Annotated in this window: 20 protein-coding genes; 11 read left to right on the top strand and 9 right to left on the bottom strand. The window is 72.3% G+C overall.

Annotated elements, in window-relative coordinates:
- Positions 1 to 53: 53 nt before the first annotated feature.
- The 4 genes from glgB (at position 54) to pyk (ending at position 7,699) form a co-directional block, all read left to right on the top strand.
- Complete coding sequence (gene glgB / locus OG618_RS24285; RefSeq protein ID WP_329489657.1) at positions 54 to 2,561, top strand: 1,4-alpha-glucan branching protein GlgB; 2,508 nt, start codon at positions 54 to 56, stop codon at positions 2,559 to 2,561.
- Positions 2,562 to 2,794: 233 nt separating this feature from the next.
- Positions 2,795 to 4,966: a phosphate acetyltransferase gene (gene pta / locus OG618_RS24280; protein ID WP_329489656.1), complete on the top strand. Its 2,172-nt coding sequence runs from the start codon at positions 2,795 to 2,797 to the stop codon at positions 4,964 to 4,966.
- Complete coding sequence (locus OG618_RS24275) at positions 4,963 to 6,177, top strand: acetate kinase (RefSeq protein WP_329489655.1); 1,215 nt, start codon at positions 4,963 to 4,965, stop codon at positions 6,175 to 6,177. The genes pta and OG618_RS24275 overlap by 4 nt, the downstream gene beginning before the upstream one ends.
- A gap of 94 nt (positions 6,178 to 6,271) precedes the next feature.
- The gene (pyk, locus tag OG618_RS24270; RefSeq protein WP_329489654.1) at positions 6,272 to 7,699 is read left to right on the top strand and encodes a pyruvate kinase; all 1,428 of its coding nucleotides are present in this window, start codon (positions 6,272 to 6,274) and stop codon (positions 7,697 to 7,699) included.
- A gap of 75 nt (positions 7,700 to 7,774) precedes the next feature.
- Here pyk and OG618_RS24265 read toward each other — a convergent pair whose 3' ends face one another.
- From OG618_RS24265 to OG618_RS24250, 4 genes are all read right to left on the bottom strand, one after another.
- Positions 7,775 to 9,187, bottom strand: coding sequence for a hypothetical protein (locus OG618_RS24265; protein WP_329489653.1), 1,413 nt, complete (start codon positions 9,185 to 9,187; stop codon positions 7,775 to 7,777).
- Entirely contained in the window at positions 9,184 to 9,810 is a 627-nt protein-coding gene (locus OG618_RS24260) for a DUF6114 domain-containing protein (protein WP_329489652.1), read from the bottom strand. Before OG618_RS24260 ends, OG618_RS24265 begins: the two co-directional genes overlap by 4 nt.
- A 131-nt stretch (positions 9,811 to 9,941) precedes the next feature.
- The gene (locus tag OG618_RS24255) at positions 9,942 to 10,607 is read right to left on the bottom strand and encodes a DUF6230 family protein (protein WP_329489651.1); all 666 of its coding nucleotides are present in this window, start codon (positions 10,605 to 10,607) and stop codon (positions 9,942 to 9,944) included.
- A gap of 698 nt (positions 10,608 to 11,305) precedes the next feature.
- A complete protein-coding gene (locus OG618_RS24250) occupies positions 11,306 to 12,301 on the bottom strand; it encodes a tetratricopeptide repeat protein (RefSeq protein ID WP_329489650.1) in 996 nt (331 codons plus the stop codon).
- A gap of 367 nt (positions 12,302 to 12,668) precedes the next feature.
- On the opposite strand from OG618_RS24250, the gene OG618_RS24245 reads away from it, so the two are divergent.
- Positions 12,669 to 13,364, top strand: a complete 696-nt coding sequence (locus OG618_RS24245; RefSeq protein WP_329489649.1) for a TetR/AcrR family transcriptional regulator — start codon at positions 12,669 to 12,671, stop codon at positions 13,362 to 13,364.
- Between the two features lie 70 nt (positions 13,365 to 13,434).
- On the opposite strand, the gene OG618_RS24240 is transcribed toward OG618_RS24245, so the two are convergent.
- The 3 genes from OG618_RS24240 to OG618_RS24230 form a co-directional block, all read right to left on the bottom strand.
- Positions 13,435 to 15,120 (bottom strand): acyl-CoA mutase large subunit family protein, encoded by a 1,686-nt coding sequence (locus tag OG618_RS24240; RefSeq protein ID WP_329489648.1) that lies wholly within the window; start codon positions 15,118 to 15,120, stop codon positions 13,435 to 13,437.
- A gap of 254 nt (positions 15,121 to 15,374) precedes the next feature.
- Entirely contained in the window at positions 15,375 to 15,716 is a 342-nt protein-coding gene (locus OG618_RS24235; RefSeq protein ID WP_329489647.1) for a DUF3817 domain-containing protein, read from the bottom strand.
- A gap of 101 nt (positions 15,717 to 15,817) precedes the next feature.
- The gene (locus tag OG618_RS24230; protein WP_329489646.1) at positions 15,818 to 16,345 is read right to left on the bottom strand and encodes a MarR family winged helix-turn-helix transcriptional regulator; all 528 of its coding nucleotides are present in this window, start codon (positions 16,343 to 16,345) and stop codon (positions 15,818 to 15,820) included.
- A 499-nt stretch (positions 16,346 to 16,844) separates the two neighbouring features.
- Between OG618_RS24230 and OG618_RS24225 the strand changes: the two genes are divergently transcribed.
- Together OG618_RS24225 and OG618_RS24220 are read left to right on the top strand one after the other, a co-directional pair.
- The gene (locus OG618_RS24225) at positions 16,845 to 18,485 is read left to right on the top strand and encodes a M4 family metallopeptidase (protein ID WP_329489645.1); all 1,641 of its coding nucleotides are present in this window, start codon (positions 16,845 to 16,847) and stop codon (positions 18,483 to 18,485) included.
- A gap of 442 nt (positions 18,486 to 18,927) precedes the next feature.
- The gene (locus OG618_RS24220; RefSeq protein ID WP_329489644.1) at positions 18,928 to 20,541 is read left to right on the top strand and encodes a M4 family metallopeptidase; all 1,614 of its coding nucleotides are present in this window, start codon (positions 18,928 to 18,930) and stop codon (positions 20,539 to 20,541) included.
- A gap of 104 nt (positions 20,542 to 20,645) precedes the next feature.
- Here OG618_RS24220 and OG618_RS24215 read toward each other — a convergent pair whose 3' ends face one another.
- The gene (locus OG618_RS24215) at positions 20,646 to 20,978 is read right to left on the bottom strand and encodes a DUF3817 domain-containing protein (RefSeq protein ID WP_329489643.1); all 333 of its coding nucleotides are present in this window, start codon (positions 20,976 to 20,978) and stop codon (positions 20,646 to 20,648) included.
- Between the two features lie 242 nt (positions 20,979 to 21,220).
- On the opposite strand from OG618_RS24215, the gene OG618_RS24210 reads away from it, so the two are divergent.
- The 4 genes from OG618_RS24210 (at position 21,221) to OG618_RS24195 (ending at position 24,119) form a co-directional block, all read left to right on the top strand.
- Positions 21,221 to 21,859: an AIM24 family protein gene (locus OG618_RS24210; RefSeq protein ID WP_329489642.1), complete on the top strand. Its 639-nt coding sequence runs from the start codon at positions 21,221 to 21,223 to the stop codon at positions 21,857 to 21,859.
- The gene (locus tag OG618_RS24205; RefSeq protein ID WP_329489641.1) at positions 21,859 to 22,509 is read left to right on the top strand and encodes an AIM24 family protein; all 651 of its coding nucleotides are present in this window, start codon (positions 21,859 to 21,861) and stop codon (positions 22,507 to 22,509) included. Before OG618_RS24210 ends, OG618_RS24205 begins: the two co-directional genes overlap by 1 nt.
- Before the next feature lie 245 nt (positions 22,510 to 22,754).
- Positions 22,755 to 23,564: an AIM24 family protein gene (locus tag OG618_RS24200; RefSeq protein ID WP_329492249.1), complete on the top strand. Its 810-nt coding sequence runs from the start codon at positions 22,755 to 22,757 to the stop codon at positions 23,562 to 23,564.
- A gap of 39 nt (positions 23,565 to 23,603) precedes the next feature.
- The gene (locus tag OG618_RS24195; protein WP_329489640.1) at positions 23,604 to 24,119 is read left to right on the top strand and encodes a MarR family winged helix-turn-helix transcriptional regulator; all 516 of its coding nucleotides are present in this window, start codon (positions 23,604 to 23,606) and stop codon (positions 24,117 to 24,119) included.
- A 238-nt stretch (positions 24,120 to 24,357) separates the two neighbouring features.
- Here OG618_RS24195 and meaB read toward each other — a convergent pair whose 3' ends face one another.
- Positions 24,358 to 25,314 (bottom strand): methylmalonyl Co-A mutase-associated GTPase MeaB, encoded by a 957-nt coding sequence (gene meaB, locus OG618_RS24190; protein ID WP_329489639.1) that lies wholly within the window; start codon positions 25,312 to 25,314, stop codon positions 24,358 to 24,360.
- Positions 25,315 to 25,344: the final 30 nt, after the last annotated feature.

The following is a 25,344-nucleotide window of genomic DNA, read 5'->3' as shown; positions in this document are numbered from 1 at the left end:
CCCGCCCGCCACCGACGCCCCCGGCCACCCCGATTCCGCAGGAGGACCACGCCGTGACGCCGCTCGACCCGCCCGGCCGCACCCCCCGTACCGTGCCTGCCACCTTCCTGGCGGGCCCGGACTCCGCCCAGCGCGAGCCCTCGGCGGCCCGGCGGGCCGAACCGCGCCGCCCGGCGCCCGACGGCAGCCCGGACGGCGCCGCCCGGGCGGCCACGAACGCGGCTACGGACCCGGCCAGCAACACCGCCGGCGCCGCGGCCGCAGACGCCGCGGGGAGCGCCCCCGACGGAACCCCTGCCGCCGCTGCCGCCCCCGTCGCCGCCCCGGAGGGCCTCCCCGACGGACCGGCCGCCCCGCCCGGGGCGCTGCGGCTGCCCGAGGCACCGCTGCCGCCGAGCGAGGTGGACCGGCTGGTCGGCGGCATGCACCACGACCCGCACGGCCTGCTCGGCGCCCACCCGGTGCACGGCGGCACCGCGATCCGGGTGCTGCGCCCGTTCGCCGAACGGGTCGTGGTGGAGACCGCGCACGGCCCCGCCGAGCTCACCCACCAGCAGAACGGCCTCTTCACCGGCCTGCTGGCCGGCACCGAGGTGCCCGACTACCGGCTGCTGGTCAGCTACCCCGGCAGCGAGCCGCTCAGCCAGCACGACGGCTACCGCATCGCGCCCACCCTCGGCGAGCTGGACCTGCACCTGATCTCCGAGGGCCGGCACGAGCAGCTCTGGCGGGCCCTCGGCTCGCACGTGCGCACCGTCGACGGGGTGCCCGGCACCGCCTTCGCGGTCTGGGCGCCGAACGCGGCGGGCGTCCGGCTGATCGGGGACTTCAACCACTGGGACGGCACCGCGCACCCGATGCGCTCGCTCGGCTCCTCCGGCGTCTGGGAGCTGTTCGTCCCGGGCCTGGCCGAGGGCACCCAGTACAAGTACGAGATCCACACCCGGCAGGGCTGGGTGCTCGACAAGGCCGACCCGCTGGCCCGGGCCGCGCAGTGCCCGCCGGGCACCGCCTCGGTCGTCACCTCCTCCTCCTACCGCTGGCAGGACGACGAGTGGATGGAGCGCCGGGCCCGCGCCGCGCACCACCGGGCGCCGATGTCGGTCTACGAGCTGCACCTGCCGTCCTGGCGGCCCGACCTCACCAGCTACCGGGCGATCGCCGAGGAACTGCCCGGCTACCTCAAGGAGTTGAACTTCACCCACGTGGAGTTCATGCCGGTGATGGAACACCCCTTCGGCGGCTCCTGGGGCTACCAGGTCTCCGGCTACTACGCCCCCACCGCCCGGCTCGGCAGCCCCGACGACTTCCGCCACCTGGTCGACACCCTGCACCGGCACGGCATCGGCGTGATCGTCGACTGGGTGCCCGCGCACTTCCCCAAGGACGACTTCGCCCTCGCCCGCTTCGACGGCGAGCCGCTGTACGAGCCGGCCGACCCGCTGCGCGCGGAGCACCCCGACTGGGGCACCCTGGAGTTCGACTACGGCCGCACCGAGGTGCGCAACTTCCTGGTCGCCAACGCGGTGTACTGGTGCGAGGAGTTCCACATCGACGGCCTGCGGGTGGACGCCGTCGCCTCGATGCTCTACCTCGACTACTCCCGCGAGGGCGGCGCCTGGACGCCCAACCAGTACGGCGGCCGGGAGAACCTGGACGCGGCCGCCTTCCTCCAGGAGATGAACGCCACCGTCTACCGGCGCTGCCCCGGCGTGCTCACCATCGCCGAGGAGTCGACCGCCTGGGAGGGCGTCACCCGGCCCACCGACAGCGGCGGCCTGGGCTTCGGCCTGAAGTGGAACATGGGCTGGATGCACGACTCGCTGGTCTACATGTCCAAGGAGCCGGTGCACCGCAAGTACCACCACAACGAGATCACCTTCTCGATGGTGTACGCCTACTCCGAGAACTACGTGCTGCCGATCTCGCACGACGAGGTGGTGCACGGCAAGCAGGCGCTGGTCTCCAAGATGCCCGGCGACTGGTGGCAGCAGCGCGCCAACCAGCGCGCCTACCTGGGCTTCATGTGGGCCCACCCGGGCAAGCAACTCCTCTTCATGGGGCAGGAGTTCGCCCAGGGGTCGGAGTGGGACCACGAGCAGGGCCCGCAGTGGTGGGTGCTCGACGAGCAGTCCTGGCCGGCCGCCGGGGAGCACCTCGGGATGCGCCGGCTGGTCCGCGACCTCAACCGCCGCTACCTCGACGCCCCGGCGCTCTGGGAGCAGGACACCACGCCGGACGGCTTCCGCTGGCTGGACGGCGGCGCGGCCGAGGACAACCTGCTCTCCTTCGTCCGGTACGCCGCCGACGGCTCCCCGCTCGTCGCGGTCTGCAACTTCTCCCCCGTCGTGCGGCACGGCCACCGGGTCGGCCTGCCCGCCCTCGACGGCCGCGAGCAGCTCTGGGAGGAGGTGCTGAACACCGACGCCGAGACCTACGGCGGCGCCGGCGTCGGCAACTCCCACCCGGTGAAGACCGAGTCCGTCCCCTGGAACGACCAGCCCCGCAGCGCCGAACTCGTCCTGCCGCCCCTCGCCACCGTCTGGCTCCGCCCGGCCTGAGCACGCCCGGTCGGTGCCGGGCCGTCGTGCCCGGCACCGACCGGCCCCCAGGCTCCCCGCCGCAGGCCGAGGGCTACCGCGGCTCCAACCCGTGGCGGGCTGACCCCCGGCCGTCCCGACGTGACCTTCGTCCCTTGCCCCGGCCGGGGCCCTCTGCTCGCGGACGTCCGTTCCCGGTGCGAAGGTATGGTCGATATGACCATCCTCTGAGACGACGGGACGGAGAGACCCACGTGGCGCGCAGCGTGTACGTGACCGGGATCGACCGAGGGGACGGCCGGCAGGCCGTCGAACTCGGGGTCATGGAACTGCTCACCCGCCAGGTGGACCGGGTCGGGGTGTTCCGGCCGCTGGTGCACGCGCACGCGCCCGGCGAGCGGGGCTCCGACCACGTCGTCGAGCTGCTGCGCACCCGCTACCGGGTCGACCTGCCCACCGCCGAGCTGTACGGGCTCACCTACGAGGAGGCGGCCGCCCTGCAGGCCGCCCAGGGCCAGGACGAGCTGGTCTCCACCCTCGTCGACCGGTTCCGGGCGCTGGAGCGGCGCTGCCAGGCGGTGCTGGTGCTGGGCACCGACTTCGCGGACACCAACATCCCCGACGAGCTGGCCTTCAACGCCCGCCTCGCCAACGAGTTCGGCGCCGCCGTGCTGCCGGTGGTCGGCGGCCACTCCGAGGACCCGGCGGCGGTGATCGCCGAGGTCCGCAACGCCCACCGCGCCTACACCGACCTCGGCTGCGAGACCCTCGCGATGGTCGCCAACCGGGTCGCGCCCGGCGCCAAGCAGCGGATCCAGCGCACCCTCGGCGAGAAGCTGCCGATCCCCGCGTACGTCATCCCCGAGGAGCCGGCGCTGGCCGCGCCGACCGTCGCCCAGCTGGTCGAGGCCACCGGCGCCGAGGTCCTGACCGGGGACGCGGCCGGGCTGGCCCGGGACGTCCGCGGCTTCGTCTTCGGCGGCGCCATGCTGCCGACCTTCCTGGACGCGCTGACCGAGGGCGCCCTGGTGGTCACCCCCGGGGACCGCGCCGACCTGCTGATCGGCTCGCTGGCCGCGCACGCCGCCGGCGCCCCGCCGATCGCCGGCGTGCTGCTGACGCTCGGCCAGCACCCCGGCCCGAACGTGATGGCGCTGGCCGCCCGGCTGGCCCCCGGCACTCCGGTCGCCGTCGTCCCCGAGGGCAGCTGGATCACCGCCGCCGCCCTGACCCATCTGGAGGGCAAGCTCACCTCGGCCAGCCCGCGGAAGGCCGAGATCGCCCTGGGCCTCTTCGAACTCCACGTGGACACGGCCGAGTTGACCAACCGGATCGAGGTCGGCCGGTCCGAGCGGGTCACCCCGATGATGTTCGAGCACGCGCTGCTGGAGCGGGCCCGGGGCGCCCGCCGGCACGTGGTCCTCCCGGAGGGCGCCGAGGAACGGGTACTGCGCGCCGCCGAGGTGCTGCTCCGCCGCAACATCTGCGACCTCACCCTCCTCGGCGACCCCGACACCGTCCGCCGCAAGGCCGCCGCCCTCGGCATCGACCTCCCGCAGGAGGACCCGGCGGCCGACCGCGCCCAGGTCCGGATCGTCGACCCGGCGACCAGCCCGCTGCGCCGCCAGTTCGCCGAGCTGTACGCCCGGCTGCGCGCCCACAAGGGCATGACCGTGGAGCTGGCGCTGGACGTCGTCACGGACGTCAGCTACTTCGGCACCCTGATGGTCCAGGAGGGCATCGCCGACGGCATGGTCTCCGGCGCGGTGCACTCCACCGCCGCCACCATCCGGCCCGCCTTCGAGGTGATCAAGACCGCGCCGGGCGCCGCGATCGTCTCCTCGGTCTTCTTCATGTGCCTCGCCGACAAGGTGCTGGTCTACGGCGACTGCGCGGTCAATCCCGACCCGGACGCCCAGCAGCTGGCCGACATCGCCATCCAGTCCGCCTCCACCGCCGCCCAGTTCGGCGTGGAGCCCCGGGTCGCGATGCTCTCCTACTCCACCGGCACCTCCGGCTCCGGCGCCGACGTCGACAAGGTCCGCAAGGCGACCGAGCTGGTCCGCGCGCTGCGCCCGGACATCCTGGTCGAGGGCCCGATCCAGTACGACGCGGCGGTGGACGCCCATGTCGCGGCCACCAAGCTGCCCGGCTCGCCGGTGGCAGGCCGGGCCACCGTGCTGATCTTCCCGGACCTCAACACCGGCAACAACACCTACAAGGCGGTCCAGCGCTCGGCCGGCGCGGTGGCGGTCGGCCCGGTCCTCCAGGGGCTGCGCAAGCCCGTCAACGACCTCTCGCGCGGCGCGCTGGTCGAGGACATCGTCAACACCGTCGCGATCACCGCCATCCAGTCGCAGGAACACGGCGGGCCGCAGGGCCCGGCCACCCCCTCGCAGGACCGCACCGAAGGAGTCCGGGCATGAGTGAAGGCACCCGCGTCCTGGTCCTGAACGCCGGCTCCTCGTCGGTCAAGTACCAGCTGATCGACATGCTGGACGGCGCCCGGCTGGCCTCCGGCCTGGTCGAGCGGATCGGCGAGGCGAACGGCCGGCTGGTGCACGCCCCGCGCTCCGGGGAGCGGCGCGAGGCGCTCCAGGTCTTCCCCGACCACTCCGCCGCCCTGAAGGCCGTCGCCGAGGAGCTGGCCGCCGACGGCACCGGGCTGGACTCCCCCGAGCTGGCCGCGATCGGCCACCGGGTGGTCCACGGCGGGCTGCGGTTCACCGAGCCGACGGTGATCACCGAGGAGGTGCTGACCGAGATCCGCCGGCTGATCCCGGTCGCGCCGCTGCACAACCCGGCCAACATCACCGGCATCGAGGTGGCCCGGGCGCTGCGCCCGGACCTGCCGCAGGTCGCCGTCTTCGACACCGCCTTCCACGCCTCGATGCCCGAGTACGCGGCCCGGTACGCGGTGGACAAGGCCGTCGCGGACGAGCACCGGGTGCGCCGCTACGGCTTCCACGGCACCTCGCACCAGTACGTCTCGCGGGCCACCGCCCGGCTGCTCGGCAAGGACCCGGCCGAGGTGAACGTGATCGTCCTGCACCTGGGCAACGGCGCCTCCGCCTCGGCCGTCTCCGGGGGCCGCTGCGTGGACACCTCGATGGGGCTGACCCCCCTGGAGGGCCTGGTGATGGGCACTCGTTCGGGTGATATCGACGCGGGCGTGGTGTTCCACCTGCACCGGGTCGGCGGTCTCTCGATCGACGAGATCGACGACCTGCTGAACCGCCGCAGCGGCCTGCTGGGACTGTGCGGCGACAACGACATGCGCGAGATCATGCGGCGGGCCGAGGGCGGGGACGCCGACGCCGAGCTGGCGTTCCGGGCCTACGTCCACCGGCTGCGCAAGTACATCGGCGGCTACTACGCGGTGCTCGGCCGGGTGGACGCGATCGCGTTCACGGCCGGGGTCGGCGAGAATGCGGCTCCGGTGCGGGCCGCGGCCACCGCCGGCCTGGAGGAGCTGGGCATCGCGGTGGACCCCGAGCTGAACTCGGTCCGCTCCGGCGAGGCCCGGATCATCTCGCCCGCGTACGGCCGGGTCGCGGTCGCCGTGGTCCCCACCGACGAGGAACTGGAGATCGCGCGTCAGGCCTTCGCCCTGGTGCACCGGCGGTCCGGGGGCTGAGCCGTCGTCGTCTCGCCCCTCGGGATCCTTCGTCGACGATTCCTCACGTTTCGTGCCGAATGCACCTATAACACGAACGGATAGACTGATCCATATGCGCCGAGCGAAAATTGTCTGCACCCTGGGTCCGGCGACGGACTCCTACGAACAGCTGAAGGCCATCGTCGAGGCGGGCATGAACGTCGCCCGACTGAACATGAGCCACGGCACCCACGCGGACCACGAGGAGCGGTACCACAAGGTCCGCCAGGTCTCGGAGGACACCGGCAAGGCCATCGGCGTCCTTGCCGACCTCCAGGGCCCCAAGATCCGTCTGGCCACCTTCGCCAACGGTCCGGTGACCGTCGACAACGGTGACGAGTTCATCATCACCACCGAGGACGTCCCCGGTGACCAGCACATCTGCGGGACCACCTACAAGGGCCTGCCGGGCGACGTGAAGCCCGGCGACCCGATCCTGATCAACGACGGCGTCATCGCCCTGGAGGTCGTCAGCGTCGACGGCCCGCAGGTGAAGACCGTGGTCGTCGAGGGCGGTGTGCTCTCGAACAACAAGGGCATCAACCTGCCCGGCACGGCCGTGAACGTGCCCGCGCTGTCCGAGAAGGACAAGGACGACCTGCGCTTCGCCCTGGAGCTGGGCGTCGACATGGTCGCCCTCTCCTTCGTCCGCAACGCGGACGACATCAAGGACGTCCACGAGGTCATGGACGCGGTCGGCATCCGGGTGCCGGTCATCGCCAAGATCGAGAAGCCGCAGGCCGTCGAGGCCATGGAGGAGATCGTCCTCGCCTTCGACGCCATCATGGTCGCCCGTGGCGACCTGGCCGTCGAGTACCCGCTGGAGCGGGTGCCGCTGGTCCAGAAGCGGCTCATCACGCTGGCCCGCCGCAACGCCAAGCCGGTGATCGTCGCGACCCAGATGATGGAGTCGATGATCCACGCCTCGCGGCCGACCCGCGCGGAGGTCTCCGACGTCGCCAACGCGATCCTGGACGGCACCGACGCGGTCATGCTCTCCGCCGAGTCCAGCGTCGGCAAGTACCCGGTCGAGACGGTCCGCACCATGAGCCGGATCGCCGAGAAGGCCGAGGAGGAGCTGCTCTCGCAGGGTCTCCAGCCGCTGAACCCGGGCCGCAAGCCGCGCACCCAGGGCGGTTCGATCGCCCGCGCCGCGTGCGAGCTGGGCGACTTCCTCAACGGCAAGGCGCTGGTCGCGTTCACCAAGTCCGGTGACACCGCGCGCCGGCTCTCCCGCTACCGCTCGCCGATCCCGGTGATCGCGTTCACCCCGGACAACGCCACCCGCAACCAGCTCTCGCTGAGCTGGGGCGTCGAGGCGCACGTCACCGAGCAGGTCGGCTCCACCGACGAGATGGTGGCCCAGGTCGACCGCGAGATGCTCAAGATCGGCCAGCTGGACGAGGGCGACACCGTCATCGTCACCGCCGGCTCGCCCCCCGGCGTCCCCGGCAACACCAACATGGTCCAGGTGCACCACCTGGGCACCCGGAGCGCGTAGCACCCGCCCGCGAACACGCCCGTGGGGCGGCCCCTCCTCGTCGGAGGGGCCGCCCCACGGGCGTTCTCGCCGCCGCTACTGGTTGCCGACGTACGGCTTGTCGTCGTTGTAGAGCTGCATGCCGGGGATCTTCAGCGTGCCGCCGAACTGGCCGGACTGGACCGCGGTGACACCGGTCATCTCCAGCCAGAGCGGCAGTTCGAGCTTGCCGATCAGGTCGTACAGCCACTGCGGAAGCGGCCCGTCCGGGGTCAGCGTGAGCTCGCCCAGGTCGATCGGGATCGGCAGGCCGAGCACCTTGGACAGGTGGCCGGAGAGCTTCTCCACGTACATGGTGACCGGGCCCTTGCGCATCGTGGAGACCGAGCCGGGGGCGCCCTTGACGTGGAAGGTCTTGCCGTTGCCCTCAAGGGTCGACATGTCGAGGTTCTCGATGTCCACGCTGTCGACCACGAACTTCAGCACCCGCTTGGTGCCGGTCGGCGTCTGGACCTTGACCACGCCCATCAGGACGGCGTGGTTGAGGGTCAGCCGGCTGGTCTGCAGGGTCCAGTTCTGGTCCGGGACGAGGATCGCGTTGTCCGTCTTCTCCCCGGCGGCCAGGCCCTTCATCGGGACCAGGCAGTTCGGGTCCTTGCTCGGCGTGCCCGAGGCGGACGGCGTGCCCGAGGCGGACGGCGTGGCCGGGCCCGACGGCGTGGCCGACCCGGTGGCCTTCGCACCCGCGGACGGCTTGCCGCTCGCCTTGGCACCCGGCGTGCTCGCCTTGGCGCCCGGCGTGGTGGCCGCCGGGCTCGGCGTCCCCGACCCGGCGGCCGGGGGCGTCGTGGCGGCGGACGGCGCGGGCGCGGCGGGCGCCTGGGTGGCGGCGGCCGGGGCCACCGCGCGGTTTCCCGCGGCGGGCGCGGTCGCCGGGGCCTGGGTCGGCGCCGGAGCGGCCGTGGTGGCGGAGGCGGACGGGCTCGCCGACGCGCTCGGGTGGATCAGGTTGGTGATCCCACCGACGATGTCGTCGATCAGCCCGGCCTGGACGACGCCGCCGCCGGACCCGCCGGTGGTCGCGGACCGGACCGGGGCCGAGGCCGGCGAGGACGAGGGGGCCGGGGTGCCGGGCACCGTGGTGGGCGTGCTCGTCGGAGCACCGGTCGGCGCACCGGTCGGCACACCGGTCGGCGTGTCCGCCGGGGTGGTCGCCGGGCTCTCCGGGAGCGGCACCGACGGACCGGGCAGCGGCGGGGGCAGCTCGCTCTTGGGCACCGGGGTCTCAGCCACCACCGGCGGCGCGGTGTCCGGCGCGGTGGCGCAGGGCTTGCCCGCCGAGGTCTCGGCGATCGCGGCGTTCGGCGTGTAGGCGGCGGCCATCAGCAGCGCGGTCGGCACCGCGGCCATCGCCAGCGCACGGCCTCTGAGCCGGACCCGGACGGGCGTGCGGGGCGCCGCGTGCCGCCCGGAGCGCTGCTCCGCCCGCGGCTCCTGGGACCCGCTCACCGTGCCTCCTTCTGGTCACCGGTGTGCTGCGACGGGACGCCGGCCCCGGCGGTACCGCCGTCGGCCGGGGCGGCCTGCGCGGGGACGGCCGGCAGCGGCGCGGTGGCGGGCTCCTCGGCGGCGAACTCCGCGGTGCCGGGCTCCTCGGACGCCGTCGACGGCAGGGTCTTGGCGCCGCCGGCGCCGGCGGCGACCGCCTCGGTCGTCGGCGCGGCCGGGTTCGGCGCCCAGGAGAGCATCAGCCCGCCGCCGATCAGACCGGGCAGCAGCGCCATGCCGAAACCGGAGAGATTGGAGACCGGGATCGAGATCAGGGTCAGCAGCGTGGTGGCGATGCCGGCGAAGAATCGGACGGCCGGCTGGAACCAGGCGGTCAGGCCAAGCACGATCAGCAGGACCCCGATGATCAATGACCCGGCACCGGCCGTGGTCGCCATGGTGACGGTCATGCCGTTCAACGCCAGCTTGGCGTACGGGAAGTACATGATCGGGACGCCGGCGATCATGGCCAGCAAGCCGCCGTAGAACGGCCGGGACCGGCGGAAGTTACGGAACACCCGACGCACCCACTGGGCGGGGTTCTCGTGCTCGGCGGGCCGGAACTCGGCAAGGGCGCTGGACACGATGCAGCTCCTCGATGGTGTGAACGAGGCGAAAAACGGGAGGGGGAGGGCCCGGGACGGCGCACGCACCGCCCCCGACCCCCCGGGTACCGCGGTCGGCGGCGGGCCGGGGCCCGCCGCCGGTCAACGGCCTAGTAGCACTCGTGCCCGCCGTCGGTGTGCAGGTTGAGCTTCAGGCCCTGGAGCTTGAAGGTGCCGGCCGAGGTGGCCCAGGCGGTCTGCTGCACGTTGGACAGGTCGGCCTTGTCGGCGGCCTGGGCGAAGCCCGTGGCGCCGGAGGGCAGGCCGGTACCGAGCTTGGACTTCCAGCCCTGGGTGGCGGTGCCCTTCAGGGTGGACGCGTCCTGGCCGATGTTGATGTTGGTGAACTCGGCGTCCGCGTTCAGCTGCTCCAGGTCGATCAGCAGGTTCTTGGCAGTGACCTGCTTCGCCGGGTCGTCACTCTGGCCGGCCTCCAGGCGCAGGGTGATCTTCGGCAGCTTCCACGGCAGGCCGGGGATGACGTTGGGGTCGGTCACCACGGACTGGCAGAGGCTCTTGATGGTGGCCGAGTCGAACGCCGAGATGGCCACCGGGTGCGGCGTGCCGTTGGTCTCCGCGTCGATCGAGCCGAACTGCGCGAAGTTGGAGCCGTGCAGCTCGGCCGTGGTGACCTTGAAGCTCTGGCCGGAGACGCTGAACGAAGCCGCCAGCGCGTTGTTCGCCAGTGCGACGCCCACCGCGGCGGTGGCCGCGAGGCTGGGCACCATCACCAGGGCGAAGCGCTTCCAGCGGGTCTTGCCGTAGGTCTGGGACATGCGAGTCCTCCTTCTAGGACGTACATCTCCGGCTCCCCGGCGGTGCGTCGCGCACCGGTGGGGGCCTGGGATGGGAGAGAGCTACGTCCTCGGTAGCGGAGAGCGCCGTTGGCGTCGTCGGACGCGGGAGCGGCCGGCACACAGCGGCACTCCCGTCCCTTCACCGACCGCCCTTGCGGGGCGGCGGGCAGGACCGACGACATCGGCGATCACCCCCGAGCGACAACCAGCGACCGCGCGGGCCGCGCGGCCGGTTCGAAGGACAGGAACCGCCGTGGGACCGCGGATACCCCCCTGCCCTCCCACCGCCGGCCTCGGCCGGCGGCTCACCCGGTGGGGATCCCTGGCTCCGCCCACCGACCGGCTGTCGGGGGGCTGAACGCTGGGACCGGGCGTCGCCGATGCTGCTTGAATCCCGGGCGAAGCACAAGGGGTTCATTACTGACGGGTAATCCAACATCGGACGGCGGCGATCATGGAAATGGCCGCCCGCACACCCAGAGTGATGAATTGAAGGAACGGTGAGGACGAAATCCGCCGGAAACACCAGCGAAACACCCGTGGGCGGTCACCTGAAGTGACCACCCACGGGTGTTGTCAAGATTTGGTAAACCTCTGGACCGATGACCGGATTGTCGCCAAATCGTCAGCGACACCGCAGGTCATCCGCCGTGCCAGAACCGGCCGTTGGACGGTCCTCAGAACAGCACGCGGGCCAGCGCGCCGCGCGCCGCCGTCACTCTCGGGTCGTCGGTGCCGATCACCTCGAACAGCTCCAGCAGCCGGAGCCGGACGGTGTCCCGGTCCTCGCCGAAGGTCCGCCCGACGGTGGCCACCAGGCGCCCGAAGGCGTCCTCGACGTGACCGCCCACCAGGTCCAGGTCGGCCGCGTCCAGCTGGGCCGCGACGTCCTTCGGGTCGGCCGCGGCCGCCGCGCGGACGCCCGCCAGGTCCAGACCCTCCACCCGGCGCAGCAGCTCCGCCTGGGCCAGGCCGAGCCGGGCCTCGGTGTTGCCCGGCTCGTCGGCCAGCACGTTCCGGTACGCCTGGACGGCGCCGCCGAGGTCCCCCCGGTCCAGCGCCTCGTGCGCGGCCGCCAGGGCCGGGTCCTCCGGCAGGTACGTCTCGGCCTCGCCCGACGCCTCGGCCGGTGCCCCGGCCCCGCCGACCACGCCGAAGCGCTGCTCGGCCACCAGGATCAGCTGGTCCAGCACCTTGCGGACGTTGGCCTCGCTCTCGGCGCCCTGGAACAGCGGCACCAGCTGGCCGGCCACCACGGCCATCACGGCCGGGACGCCCTGGATGCCGAACTGCTGGGTGAGCAGCTGGTTGGCCTCGACGTCGATCTTGGCGAGCACGATCCGGCCGGCGTACTCCTCCGCCAGCCGCTCCAGCATCGGGCTGAGCTGCTTGCACGGACCGCACCACTCGGCCCAGAAGTCGATGACCACCGGCACTTCGGTGGAGCGCTGGACGACCTCGGTCTCGAAGGTGTCCTCGGTGACATCGATGACGAGCGGGTACGCGGGCTGGGCCGGGGCGACTCCGGCCGCCTCGGCGGCCGCCGCCTGGCGGGCCCGCTCGGCCCTGGCCTGCTCGGCCTTCTGGGCGGCCTCGCCGGCTGCCTTCACTGCGGCGAGGTCGACCGCACCGCGCAGGGCGGAGCTGTTGAGACGCGAATTCCGTGGCTGCATGGCACTATCCTCCCCCGTCCGCGCCGCTGACGGGCACCAACCTCCGGAAAGTCGCACCGCGCGGGCTGCGCGGCGGCGATTCCCCAGGTGGACGGCCCGTCCCCCGGTAACCTGAACCGTTCGGCGCGGATCCCCATCCGCGCCCGCGCCGTCCCCGCCCCACGGGGTCACGACGCCTGGTCGTCACTGCTTTCGCTACGAGTCGTAGCGTAACTGGACCGAGGCCCCCCGCCGCAACCCCATCCCGGCGTCCCGGGACGTGAGCTGCCCCACTTTCCCGCCCGCATCCGCTGACCCCGACGGGGAACAGTCGCTACCGTTACCTGCCCCACCCATGTTACTTACCAGTACATCGCAAGGAGGCCCGGTGCCGGCCCCCCAGCCCCCCGCGACCCCGGCGTGCCCGGCGGGCCGTGAAGACCCCCCACAGGCCCCGGACGGCGCCGAGAGCACCGCCACCCGGGCCAAGGGCCGCCCGCGCAGCGCGGCCGCCGACACCGCCATCCTCGACGCCACCCGCGAGGCACTGGCCGAACTCGGCTGGGGCGGGCTGACCATGGGCCACGTGGCCACCCGCGCCAAGGTCGCCAAGACCACCCTGTACCGCCGCTGGCCCTCCAAGAACGAGCTGGTGGTGGACGCCGTCGCGAGCCTCTTCGACGAGCTGGTGATGCACGACCTCGGCAGCCTCCGGGCCGACATCGAGGCCGTGGTGGCCCAGTTCGCCGGTCTGCTGGTCCGCCCGGAGACGCAGGCCGCGCTGCTCGCGCTGTTCGCCGAGGGCACCCGGGACCGGCAGCTGCGGCGGCGGATCCGGGAGGCGATCGTGGACCCGCAGAAGCACCTGGTCCGCCAGGGCCGGGCCGCCGCCCAGGCGCGCGGCGAACTCGCCCCGGACGGCGACCCGGCGGCGGCCGCCGAGGAGATCGACATCATCTTCGACATCATCGCCGGGACGGTCGAGCACCGGGTGCTGGTCAGCGGCGAGCCGATCACCGCCGAGTGGATCCGCCGCTTCACCGAGCTGCTGCTCGGACCGTTCCCGCGGCTCCTCGCCGGCTGAGCGGACGCCGAGAACCGCCCCGCGCGACTGCGCGGGGCGGTTCTCGGCGTCCAGGGGGCTGCCCCGTTCGTCAGAAGGAGGCGGTCTCCCGGTAGATGCCCCACTCGTCGCGCAGCGCGTTGCAGATCTCGCCCAGGGTCGCCTCGGCCCGGACGGCGTCCAGCATCGGCGGGATCATCGACGCGCCCGAGCGGGCCGCCGCCAGCATCGCGTCCAGCCCGGCCCGCACCGCCGCCTCGTCCCGGCCGGCCTTGCGCGCGGCCAGCACGCGCACCTGCTCGCGCTCGACCTCGTGGCTGACCCGGAGGATCTCCAGCTCGGGGGTGACGCTGCGCGGGTGGCAGTTGACGCCGACGACCCGCTTCTCGCCCTTCTCGACGCCCTGCTGGTACTGGAAGGCCGCCTCGGCGATCTCGCCGGTGAAGAAGCCGTCCTCGATCCCGCGCAGGATGCCGGAGGTGATCGGGCCGATCTCGTGGTCCTCGCGGCCCTTGTCCAGGATCCGCTGGAAGATCGCCTCGGCCTGCTCCTCGATCCGGTCGGTGAGCGCCTCGACGTACCAGGAACCGCCCAGCGGGTCGGCCACGTTGGTGATGCCGGTCTCCTCCATCAGCACCTGCTGGGTGCGCAGGGCGATCTCGGCGGCCTGCTCCGAGGGCAGCGCCAGGGTCTCGTCCAGCGCGTTGGTGTGCAGCGAGTTGGTGCCGCCGAGCACCGCCGAGAGGGCCTCGACCGCGGTGCGGACCACGTTGTTGTACGGCTGCTGGGCGGTCAGCGAGACCCCGGCGGTCTGGGTGTGGAAGCGCAGCCACTGCGCCTTGTCCGTCCGGGCGCCGAAGCGGTCGCGCATCCAGCGGGCCCAGATCCGGCGCGCGGCGCGGAACTTGGCGATCTCCTCGAAGAAGTCGAGGTGCGCGTCGAAGAAGAAGGAGAGGCCGGGCGCGAAGACGTCCACGTCCAGGCCGCGGGAGAGGCCGAGTTCGACGTAGGCGAAGCCGTCCGCCAGCGTGTACGCCAGCTCCTGCGCGGCCGTCGAGCCGGCCTCGCGGATGTGGTAGCCGGAGACCGAGAGCGGCTTGTACGCCGGAATGCCCTCGGCGCAGTAGGCCATCAGGTCGCCGATCAGGCGCAGGTGCGGCTCGGGCGCGAAGAGCCACTCCTTCTGCGCGATGTACTCCTTGAAGATGTCCGTCTGCAGGGTGCCGTTGAGCACCGCCGGGTCGACGCCCTGGCGCTCGGCGGCGACCAGGTACATGCAGAAGACCGGGACGGCCGGGCCGCTGATGGTCATCGAGGTGGTGACGTCGCCGAGCGGGATCCCCTTGAAGAGGACCTCCATGTCGGCGGCCGAGTCGATCGCCACGCCGCAGTGGCCGACCTCGCCGAGCGACTTGGGGTCGTCGGAGTCGTACCCCATCAGGGTGGGCATGTCGAAGGCGACCGAGAGGCCGCCGCCGCCCGAGTCCAGGATCATCCGGTAGCGCTCGTTGGTCTGCTCGGCGTTGCCGAAGCCGGCGAACTGGCGGATGGTCCACGTCCGCCCCCGGTAGCCGGTGGCGTGCAGCCCCCGGGTGTACGGGTACTCGCCGGGCCAGCCGATCCGCTCGAAGCCCTCGACCGGCTGGCCCGCGGGCGGGCCGTAGACCGGCTCGACCTCGTCACCGGAGAGGGTGGTGAAGTCCGCGTCCCGCTTGCGGGAGCTGTCGTACCGCTGCTGCCAGCGCTGCCGTCCGCGCTCGATCTCCTCGGCGTCCATGACCCCGAACTCCGCTCCGTACGGCCGCCACGGCACGTGGACGGCACAACTGTTAGGACGTCCTACCAATTTACTCGGACGTCCTAGTAATTGTCGATGGAGCCGGGGCCCGGCCGGGGGCGAACGCGCCGGAAAACGCCGAAAAGGGCCGGTTCGGGCACGAGAAGGGCCGGTTCGCGGCCCCGGAAAGCGAAGGGCGCCCCTCCCCGGTGCGGGGAGGGGCGCCCTCGAAGGCGCGGTGGACGGCGCGTGGCTCAGACGCCGGCGGCCTGCCGGGCGGCACCGGCGGCGGGGAGCCGCTCGCCGGCCTCGCGGACCACCCGGCGCTCGGCGACGAAGGAGGCGAACGGGATGCAGCCGGCGGCCAGGGTGAGGAGCATCCGGCCCAGCGGCCACTTGAGCTTCTGGCCGAGCAGGAAGGTCACCACGAAGTACCCGACGTAGAGGTAGCCGTGCAGCATCGCGACGTAGGTGGTCAGGTCCTCGGCCGTGTCGAAGCCGTACTTCGCGACCATGAAGCCGCAGAACACGAGCAGGGCCACACCGGTCGCAATGGCCAGGGCCCGGTACCAGCCCAGCAGGGGGTTCGCCTTCATACTCTTCATCGCCTCGCTCGCCGGAATGGGCCGGTACGCCCGGATCCGCGCACCGCTCCCCACGAGGGTAGCCGCCGCTTACGGGTGGGCCGTGCAGCGCCCTACTCCGCGGGCTCCGCGCCCGGCTCGGTGAAGTCCCCGGCGGCCACCCGCAGCGGCCTCAGCAGGTCGAACACCTGACGGCACTGGTCGGGGCCGTACTCCTCCAGGCCGAACTCCATCGCCATCAGCTCCCGGGTGGCCTCCTCCACGACCTCGCGGCCGCGGGCGGTGATCGCCGCGAGCACCCCGCGGCCGTCCAGCGGGTTGGGCCGGCGGCCGACCAGACCGGCCCGCTCCAGGCGGTCGACGGTGTTGGTCACGCTGGTCGGGTGGACCATCAGCCGCTCGCCGATCTTGGACAGCGAGAGCTCGCCGGTCCGGCTGAAGGTGAGCAGCACCAGCGCCTCGTACCGGGCGAACGTCAGCCCGTACGGCTTGAGCACGGCGTCCACCCGCGCGAGCAGGATCTGGTGGGCGCGCATGATCGAGGTGATCGCCGCCATCGAGGGGACTCCGCCCCAGCGGCGGGTCCAGAGCTCGTCGGCGCGGGCGATCGGGTCGAAGTCGAGTGCGAGGGGCTTGGCCACGCCCCTTACCGTACCGGCGGGCCGCCGGGGTGTTACCAGGCGTCCTGATGGTGGACAAGCGCGACACGTGGCGGGATCACGCCAGTGGGACGCACAGGTCCGTACCAGCACATTGCGGGGGTGTGAACCACCGCCAATCGCCCGCCGTCGGCCGCCCGTTGGCCGCCGATCCGGCGTTCGGCCCGTAGTCAGGCCTCGGTTCGGGCGGTAACCCGCTGCAAGGCGGGGTGGTTCGACCGGATTTGTCGCCCCGTTTACCTTCCGCCGGGCTGGCGAGACCTGGCCAATCGATGAACAAGACCTGTCATTTCACTTGTTGGATTGTCATGCTTTCGCCCAGCCCCGTTCGGCAGCCACCGCCCCACTCACCGGTGGCACCGCCGCTCGACCGCACGGAGCAGTAGCACGTCAGCGCCCGTCCCGCCCCTCAGGTGCCAACCCCGGCACCCCGGGACGCGGCGCAACCGCACACCCGCGGTTTCCCTGGAAGGACCTGTACGTGAAGCGAAAGCTCGCAGCCGGCGCCGTACTCTCCGCCACCGCCCTCCTCACCGGCGTCATCCAGGTGGGCACCACCGCCGCCCAGGCCGCCCCGACCCCCGCCGCGCAGGCGCAGGCCGCGCAGCAGCGCGAGGCGGCGATCGCCCTGGCGAGCGGTCAGGCCGGCCCGCTGGCGCAGGCCCTGGCCCTGGGCGGCCAGGAGCAACTGGTCGCCAAGGACGCCGTGGTGGACGCCGACGGCACCCGCCACCTCCGCTTCGAGCGCACCTTCGCCGGCCTGCCCGTCCTCGGCGGCGACCTGGTCGTGCACGAGGCCGCGAACGGCTCGGTCGAGGCCGTGGACAAGGCCGTCGCCGCGACCATCGAGCTGCCGAGCCTCACCCCGCAGATCCCGGCCGACAAGGCCGCCGCGCAGGCCTCCGGCGCGGTCCAGTCGACCGTCGGCATCGCCGCCGACAAGGACGAGTCGCCGCTGCGGGAGGTGCGCCAGGCCGGCGCCGCCAAGCTCGTGGTCTGGGCCGCCGACGGCAACCCGCGACTGGCGTACCAGACGGTCGTCCAGGGCCTGCGCGCCGACTCCACCCCGAGCAGCCAGCTGCTGGTCACCGACGCGGCCACCGGCGAGGTGCTCTCCACCCACGAGCAGGTGCAGACCGCGACCGGCACCGGCAAGGGCGTCTTCGTCGGCAGCGTCCCGCTGACCACCACCCAGAGCGGCTCGACCTACCAGCTCAAGGACGCCTCCCGCGGCAACCAGTCCACCAGCGACCTCAAGGGCCGCACCTCCGGCTCGGGCACGCTGTACACCGACGCGGACAACGCCTGGGGCACCGGCCTCGCCTCCAACACCCAGTCGGCGGCGGTGGACGCGCAGTTCGGCGCGGCGGCCACCTGGGACTTCTACAAGAACGCGTTCGGCCGCAACGGCATCAAGAACAACGGCGTCGGCGCCACCAGCCGGGTCCACTACGGCAAGAACTACGTCAACGCGTTCTGGGACGACTCCTGCTTCTGCATGACGTACGGCGACGGTGACGCCAACACCCACCCGCTGACCGAGATCGACGTGGCCGGCCACGAGATGACGCACGGCGTCACCTCCGCCACCGCGGGGCTCAACTACTCGGGCGAGTCCGGCGGCCTCAACGAGGCCACCTCGGACATCTTCGGCACCATGGTCGAGTTCTCCGCCAACCTCGCGACCGACAAGCCGGACTACCTGATCGGCGAGGAGATCGACATCAACGGCGACGGGACGCCGCTGCGCTACATGGACAAGCCCTCCAAGGACGGCGGCTCGGCCGACTCCTGGTCCTCCGGCGTCGGCAACCTGGACGTCCACTACTCCTCCGGCGTGGCCAACCACTTCTTCTACCTGCTGGCCGAGGGCAGCGGCGCCAAGACCATCAACGGCGTCAGCTACAACAGCCCCACCTCCAACGGCTCCACCGTCACCGGCATCGGCCGGGACAAGGCCGCCGCGATCTGGTACCGCGCGCTGACCGTCTACTTCACCTCCACCACCAACTACAAGGCCGCCCGCACGGCGACCCTGAAGGCGGCCGGTGACCTCTACGGCACCACCAGCACCCAGTACGCGGCGGTGGCCGCGGCCTGGAGCGGCGTCAACGTCAGCTGACGTCCGCTCGACAGCGCCCGGGGCCTCACTGGGAGGGGAGGCCCCGGGCGTTCGCGCGTCCGCGCCGGGCCGGGGAGGGCCGGAGCGGCGCCCGGCCCGGCGCCGTAGCAAGGGCCGCGGCGAGCGACAAGGGTGGCCGCTGGCGGGATCCCGCCAGCGGGACGAAGCACCCCGAACCGGTCACTCGGCACACCGGAACCACCCGTACCCGACGACTGGCGAGACCTGGCCAATCGCCGGCGGCGCCCTGTCCTTTCACGACCTGCGCTTGTCATGCTTCTGACCAAAGCCCCGTTCGACGGCTGTCGCCCCACCCACCGACCGGCCGTCGGAACCGCACGGGAGCAGCACGTCAGCGCCCTACCGCCCCACGGCGCCAACCCCGGCGCCCCGGTACGCGGCGTGACCGCGCACACGCGGTTTCGTGGAAGGAACCCCGTACGTGAAGCGAAAGCTGACAGCCGGAGCCGTACTCTCCGCCACCGCCCTGCTCGCCGGCGCCATCCAGGTCGCCGCCGCCCCCGCCCAGGCCGCCGCGCCCTCGGTGGTGCAGCAGCACGACGCGCTGATCTCGCTGGCCGGCAGCGAGGCCCCGCCGGTGGCGCAGGCGCTCGCCCTCGGCGGCCAGGAGCGGCTGGTCGCCAAGGACGCCGTGGTGGACGCCAACGGCACCCGTCACCTGCGCTACGAGCGGACCCTGGGCGGCCTGCCGGTCCTCGGCGGCGACCTGGTGGTGCACCAGAAGGCCGACGGCGCGATCACCTCGGTGGACCGGGCGTTCGGCGGGCAGCTCTCACTGCCGAGCCTCACCCCGGCGCTCTCCGCCGACAAGGCCGGCGCCCAGGCGCTCGGCGCCGTCCGGGCCACCGTCGGCATCGCCGCGGACAAGGACGAGTCGGCGATCAGCCGGGTCGACGGCGCGGGCACGGCCACCCTGGTGGTCTGGGCCGCCGACGGCAACCCGCGACTGGCGTACCAGACCGTCGTCAAGGGCGAGCGGGCCGACGGCACGCCGAGCAGCCAGCGGCTGGTCACCGACGCGGCCACCGGTGAGGTGCTCTCCACGCACGAGGAGTTCCAGACCGCGAACGGCAGCGGCAAGGGCGTCTTCGTCGGCAGCGTCCCGCTGACCACCACCCAGAGCGGCTCGACCTACCAGCTCAAGGACGCCTCCCGCGGCAACCAGTGGACGGGCAACGCCGCCAGCGGGAACGCGCTGTACACCGACGCGGACAACGTCTGGGGCAACGGGCTCGCCTCCAACACCCAGTCCGCCGCGGTGGACGCCCAGTACGGCGCCGGCGCGACCTGGGACTACTACAAGAACACCTTCGGCCGCAGCGGCATCAAGAACAACGGCGTCGGCGCGAGCAGCCGGGTGCACTACGGCTCCAACTACGTCAACGCGTTCTGGAACGACTCCTGCTTCTGCATGACGTACGGCGACGGCTCGGGCAACACCCACCCGCTGACCGCCATCGACGTGGCCGGCCACGAGATGACCCACGGCGTCACCTCCGCCACCGCCGGGCTGGTCTACTCCGGCGAGTCCGGCGGCCTCAACGAGGCCACCTCGGACATCTTCGGCACCATGGTCGAGTGGTACGCCAACCTGCCCTCGGACGTGCCGGACTACCTGATCGGCGAGCGGCTCAACCTGAACGGCAACGGCACCCCGCTGCGCTACATGGACAAGCCCTCGAAGGACGGCGCGTCCAAGGACTCCTGGTACTCCGGGGTCGGCAACGTGGACGTCCACTACTCCTCCGGCGTGGCCAACCACTTCTTCTACCTGCTGGCCGAGGGCAGCGGCGCCAAGACCATCAACGGCGTCAGCTACAACAGCCCCACCTCCAACGGCTCCACCGTCACCGGCATCGGCCGGGACAAGGCCGCCGCGATCTGGTACCGCGCGCTGACCGTCTACTTCACCTCCACCACCAACTACAAGGCCGCCCGCACGGCGACCCTGAAGGCGGCCGGTGACCTCTACGGCACCACCAGCACCCAGTACGCGGCGGTGGCCGCGGCCTGGAGCGCGGTGAACGTCAACTAGTCACCACCGGAACCACACCTGGAAACGGCGACAGGCTGCCGGGGCCCACTGGGAGAGGAGGCCCCGGCAGCCTGCCGGCCTGCCCGCGGTCGTTCGGGCGGCGATCAGGCGGTGGCGGGCTCGCGGGCGGGTGCGAGCTCGCCGCGCTCCTCCTTGGCGAGGGTCCGCTCGGCGAAGAAGCCGCCGGTGGGCAGCACCGAGAGGACGAACAGCAGGATGCCGCGCTTGGCGTCCCACTTCTGCGCCTGCCAGGCCATGATCCAGAACACCACGTACAGGACGAACAGGATCCCGTGGATCATGCCCATCACCGGCACCGCGTCGAAGCTGGTGGTGCGCTTGAGCACCGAGCAGACCAGCAGCAGGAGGAACGAGAGGCCCTCGGGGCCGGAGACCAGACGCAGGCGGTGGACGGCACTGCTGTTCACGATGGGCACCTCAGTCAGGAGTCGAAGATCGCTTGTGAACCGGCTCACAAGCATCCCCGCCATTATCACCGAGCACATGTCCGACCCCGCTCCCGGGGTGCGGCGCCGGCGGGCCCGGGGTCCGGCGGCGGACACGCAGGGGATACGGAGCTGGTACAGCCGGTGTCCGACGGGCCGGTTTTGTCGCAGACAGGTACCAGAACGACCCCGCCCCCTCCCCCCGAGCTGCCGGATCCCGCTACATTGCGGCGGTGGCACAGTTTCGACTCCAAGGGTCCAAGACGCTCGCCGTCGACATGACGGGCGATGGCGTGAAAGCCAGAAACGGCTCGATGGTCGCGTACACCGGCCAGATGAACTTCAAGAAGCTCAGCGGCGGCGGTGACGGGCTGCGCGGCGTCGTGACCCGACGGCTGACCGGTGAGCAGATGACGGTCATGGAGGTGAAGGGGCAGGGCACCTGCTACTTCGCCGACCGAGCCACCGAAATCAACCTGGTCCGGCTGAACGGCGAGACGCTCTACGTCGAGTCGGACAACCTCCTCTGCACCGAGGGCACGCTGAAGACCGGCACCAGCTTCACCGGGCTCAACGGCATCTCCTCCGGGAACGGCCTGTTCACCACCAAGGTGGAGGGCCACGGCTGGGCCGCGCTGACCTCCAAGGGGCCGGCGATCATCCTGCGGGTCTCCCAGGGCATGCCGCTGCGGGTGGACCCGGGGGCGTACGTCGCGCACACCGGCAACCTCAGCCGCAGCCTCAAGTCGGGCGCCGGCTGGTCGACCTTCATCGGCGAGGGCGGCGGCGAGGCGGTCCAGGTGGAGTTCTCCGGCGAGGGCCTGGTCTACGTTCAGCCGTCCGAGAAGATCACCATCGGGGGCGACGTCTGATGCCGTTCACCAGGATCAACAACAAGATGATCGAGGCCCGGGTCGTCCCCGGGCAGCGGATGTTCAGCCAGCGCGGCGCGATGCTCGCGTACACCGGCGAGGTCCGGTTCACGCCGAACCTCACCGGCGGCCAGGGCGGCGTCATGTCGATGATCGGCCGCCGGGTGGCCAACGAGGACACCCCGCTGATGACCGTCGAGGGCCAGGGCACCGTGATGTTCGGCCACGGCGGCCACCACGTGCACGTGATCGACCTGGCCGGCGACACCCTGTACGTCGAGGCGGACCGGCTGCTGGCCTTCGAGGGCTCGCTGCAGCAGTCCACGATGTTCATGGGGTCGCAGGGCGGCGTGATGGGCATGGTCCGAGGCCAGGTGACCGGGCAGGGCCTGTTCACCACCAAGCTGGACGGCCACGGCGCGGTGGCGGTGATGGCGCACGGCGGCGTCTTCGAACTGCCGATCACCCCGCACCAGCCGGTCCACGTCGACCCCCAGGCCTACGTCGCGCACCGCGGCCAGGTCCAGAACAAGCTGTCCACCGCGCTGGGGTGGCGCGACATGATCGGACGCGGCTCCGGCGAGGCCTTCCAGCTGGAGCTGTCCGGGAACGGCACGGTGTTCGTGCAGGCGAGCGAGGAGAAGCTCTGATGTCCTACCCGCCGCAGCCCCCCTACGGGCAGCCGCACGACCCGTACGGCCAGCCGCAGCCGTACGGCCAGCCGTCGCCGTACAACCAGCCCACCCAGCCCGGCTACCCGGCCGCCCCGCCGCCGCCCGGCTACGGCCCGCCGCCCGGGCAGGGCTACCCGCAGCAGGGCTACCCGCCGCCTCCGCAGCAGCAGGGTTACCCGCAGCAGTACGCCCAGGAGCAGTACGGCGGCGCCCAGGCCCCGCTGCCGAAGGCGCCGGACGGCTCCGGCCCGGTGGTGCACGACGTGCACAGCCTGCCGGCGAACGACAACGTCAACCCGTACGCCTTCTCGGTCGACCTGAACGGGTCGTACTTCCTGCAGAAGGGCAAGATGATCGCCTACTACGGCGACATCTCCTTCAAGGGCGTCGGCGCCGGGGCGATCGACCGGATGCTCGGCCAGCACTTCAACTCGCCGATGCACGCGGCGGACTGGGTGGTCGCCGAGGGCCGGGGCAAGCTGCTGCTGGCCGACCGCGCCTTCGACCTCAACTCCTACGACCTGGAGGAGGGGAACCTGACCGTCCGCTCGGGCAACCTCCTGGCGTACGAGCCCACGCTGCGGCTCAAGCAGTCGATCATCCCCGGGTTCCTCACGCTGATCGGCAGCGGCAAGTTCGTGGCCGCGTCCAACGGGCCGGTGCACTTCGTCGAGCCGCCGATCCGGGTGGACCCGCAGGCGCTGGTCGGCTGGGCGGACTGCCCGGCGCCGTGCCACCACTACGACCACGACTACATGCACGGGGTGATCGGCGGGATCCGCCGGCTGACCGGCCTGGGCGGGGCGTCCGGCGAGGAGCACCAGTTCGAGTTCATCGGCGCCGGCCAGGTGCTGCTGCAGTCGACCGAGGTGCTGATGGCCGACCGCAACGTCGGCCAGGTGCACGCCGAGGCGGGCGTGCCGATGGGCGGGGTGCCGTCGCAGCCCGCGGCCGCGGGCCACGGCGGGGGCAACCTCAACGTGCCCGGGCTCGGTAACCTGGGCGACCTCGGGCGGCGTTTCGGCCTGTAAAGTCGTACAAGATTGAACTAAATGCGGTATGCTCGCACCATGGATACGCGCACGATCGACGCCGCCGACGTCCCCCCCTCGCAGCCGGAGGAGGGGACTCCGTGGCTCAGCGCCCGGGAGCAGCGGCTGTGGCGCGCCCACCTGGAGGTCTCCAAGCTGCTGGACTACCAGCTCAGCCGCGAACTCCAGCCGCACAACCTCGCGATCAACGACTACGAGATCCTGGTCGTGCTCTCCGAGGCACCCGAGCGGCGGATGCGGATGACCGACCTGGCCACCGCGACCCTGCAGTCCAAGAGCCGGCTCTCGCACCAGATCACGCGGATGGAGACGGCCGGGCTGGTCCTGCGGCAGGAGTGTCCGGGCGACCGGCGCGGCCTCTACGCCCACCTCACCGAGCAGGGCTGGGAGACCATGCAGAAGGTCGCCCCGGACCACGTGCGCAGCGTCCGGACGCACTTCATCGACCGCTTCAGCCCCGAGCAGCTGGACGCGATGTACCAGGCCCTGGCCCCCGTCGCCGAACACCTGCGGGACCTGCGCGGCCGGGCGTAACTTCGCCCGCTCGCTGTACTTTCGCCCGCTCGCCTCCGGGGCGCTTGACCCGGCGCCGACGGTCGGCGCTCCAACACCCCTCGTTCCTCGGGGTGTCCTCGCTTCTCCCTTTCGGCACCGGCGCGCCCCTTCGGCTCGGGGCGGGTCGGGTGGGTGGCAGGGCGGGATCGGAGTGGGCCGGTTGTGCCGGGGCCCGGTCGGCCGTCGGTGCGGCGGGTGACAGGGCCCCTCGTCGTGTTCAGCCCTGGGTGAGTCCGGCGACCAGTTCGTCGGCGGCGCCGTAGGGGTCCAGCTCGCCGGCCACCACCCGCTCGGCCAGGGTGGCCAGGTGGCGGTCGCCGTGCAGGTCGCCGATCCGGGAGCGCAGCGCGGCCAGCGCGATCGCCTCGATCTCGTCGCCGGCCCGGCGGCGGCGGCGCACGGCCAGCTCGCCGTGCTCCTCCAGCCAGGCGCGGTGCTTCTCCAGCGCCTCGACCACCTCGTCGACGCCCTCGCCGCGGGCCGCCACGGTCTTCACGATCGGGGGCCGCCAGTCCCCCGCCTCGCGGGTCTCGCCGAGGCCGAGCATGTGGTTCAGCTCCCGGGCGGTCGCGTCGGCGCCGTCCCGGTCCGCCTTGTTCACCACGAAGACGTCGCCGATCTCCAGGATCCCGGCCTTGGCGGCCTGGATCCCGTCGCCCATCCCGGGGGCGAGCAGCACCACGGTGGTGTCCGCCTGGGCGGCGATCTCCACCTCGGACTGGCCGACGCCGACGGTCTCCACCAGGATCACGTCGCAGCCGGCCCCGTCCAGCACCCGCAGCGCCTGCGGGGCCGACCAGGAGAGGCCGCCGAGGTGGCCGCGGGTGGCCATCGAGCGGATGAACACCTCGGGGTCGGTGGCGTGGTCCTGCATCCGGACCCGGTCGCCGAGCAGCGCGCCGCCGGAGAACGGCGAGGACGGGTCCACCGCCAGCACCCCGACCCGCTTGCCGAGCCGCCGGTAGGCGGTGACCAGGGCGGAGGTCGAGGTGGACTTGCCCACGCCGGGCGAGCCGGTCAGCCCGACGGTGTAGGCCCGGCCGGTGTAGGGGGCCAGCGCCGCCATCGCCTCGCGCAGCTGCGGGGCGGCGTTCTCGACCAGCGAGATCAGCCGGGCCACCGCACGCGGCCGGCCCGCGCGGGCCTGCTCGACCAGGGTCGCGACATCGATCATCAGGAGCTCCTAGCGCCGAAGGGCCGCGGA

Source organism: Kitasatospora sp. NBC_01246, from assembly GCF_036226505.1.
In the GTDB taxonomy this organism is placed as follows: domain Bacteria; phylum Actinomycetota; class Actinomycetes; order Streptomycetales; family Streptomycetaceae; genus Kitasatospora.
Note: the sequence above shows the minus strand (reverse complement) of the source record. Positions and strands in the feature narration are given on the sequence as shown.

Bases quoted from the DNA above. Each gene is read 5' to 3' on its own strand.
- OG618_RS24275 (WP_329489655.1), top strand. From the start codon at position 4,963: ATGAGTGAAGGCACCCGCGTCCTGGTCCTGAACGCCGGCTCCTCGTCG.
- pyk (WP_329489654.1), top strand. From the start codon at position 6,272: ATGCGCCGAGCGAAAATTGTCTGCACCCTGGGTCCGGCGACGGACTCC.
- OG618_RS24255 (WP_329489651.1), bottom strand. From the start codon at position 10,607: ATGTCCCAGACCTACGGCAAGACCCGCTGGAAGCGCTTCGCCCTGGTG.
- OG618_RS24250 (WP_329489650.1), bottom strand. From the start codon at position 12,301: ATGCAGCCACGGAATTCGCGTCTCAACAGCTCCGCCCTGCGCGGTGCG.
- OG618_RS24240 (WP_329489648.1), bottom strand. From the start codon at position 15,120: ATGGACGCCGAGGAGATCGAGCGCGGACGGCAGCGCTGGCAGCAGCGG.
- OG618_RS24235 (WP_329489647.1), bottom strand. From the start codon at position 15,716: ATGAAGGCGAACCCCCTGCTGGGCTGGTACCGGGCCCTGGCCATTGCG.
- OG618_RS24205 (WP_329489641.1), top strand. From the start codon at position 21,859: ATGCCGTTCACCAGGATCAACAACAAGATGATCGAGGCCCGGGTCGTC.
- OG618_RS24195 (WP_329489640.1), top strand. From the start codon at position 23,604: ATGGATACGCGCACGATCGACGCCGCCGACGTCCCCCCCTCGCAGCCG.
- meaB (WP_329489639.1), bottom strand. From the start codon at position 25,314: ATGATCGATGTCGCGACCCTGGTCGAGCAGGCCCGCGCGGGCCGGCCG.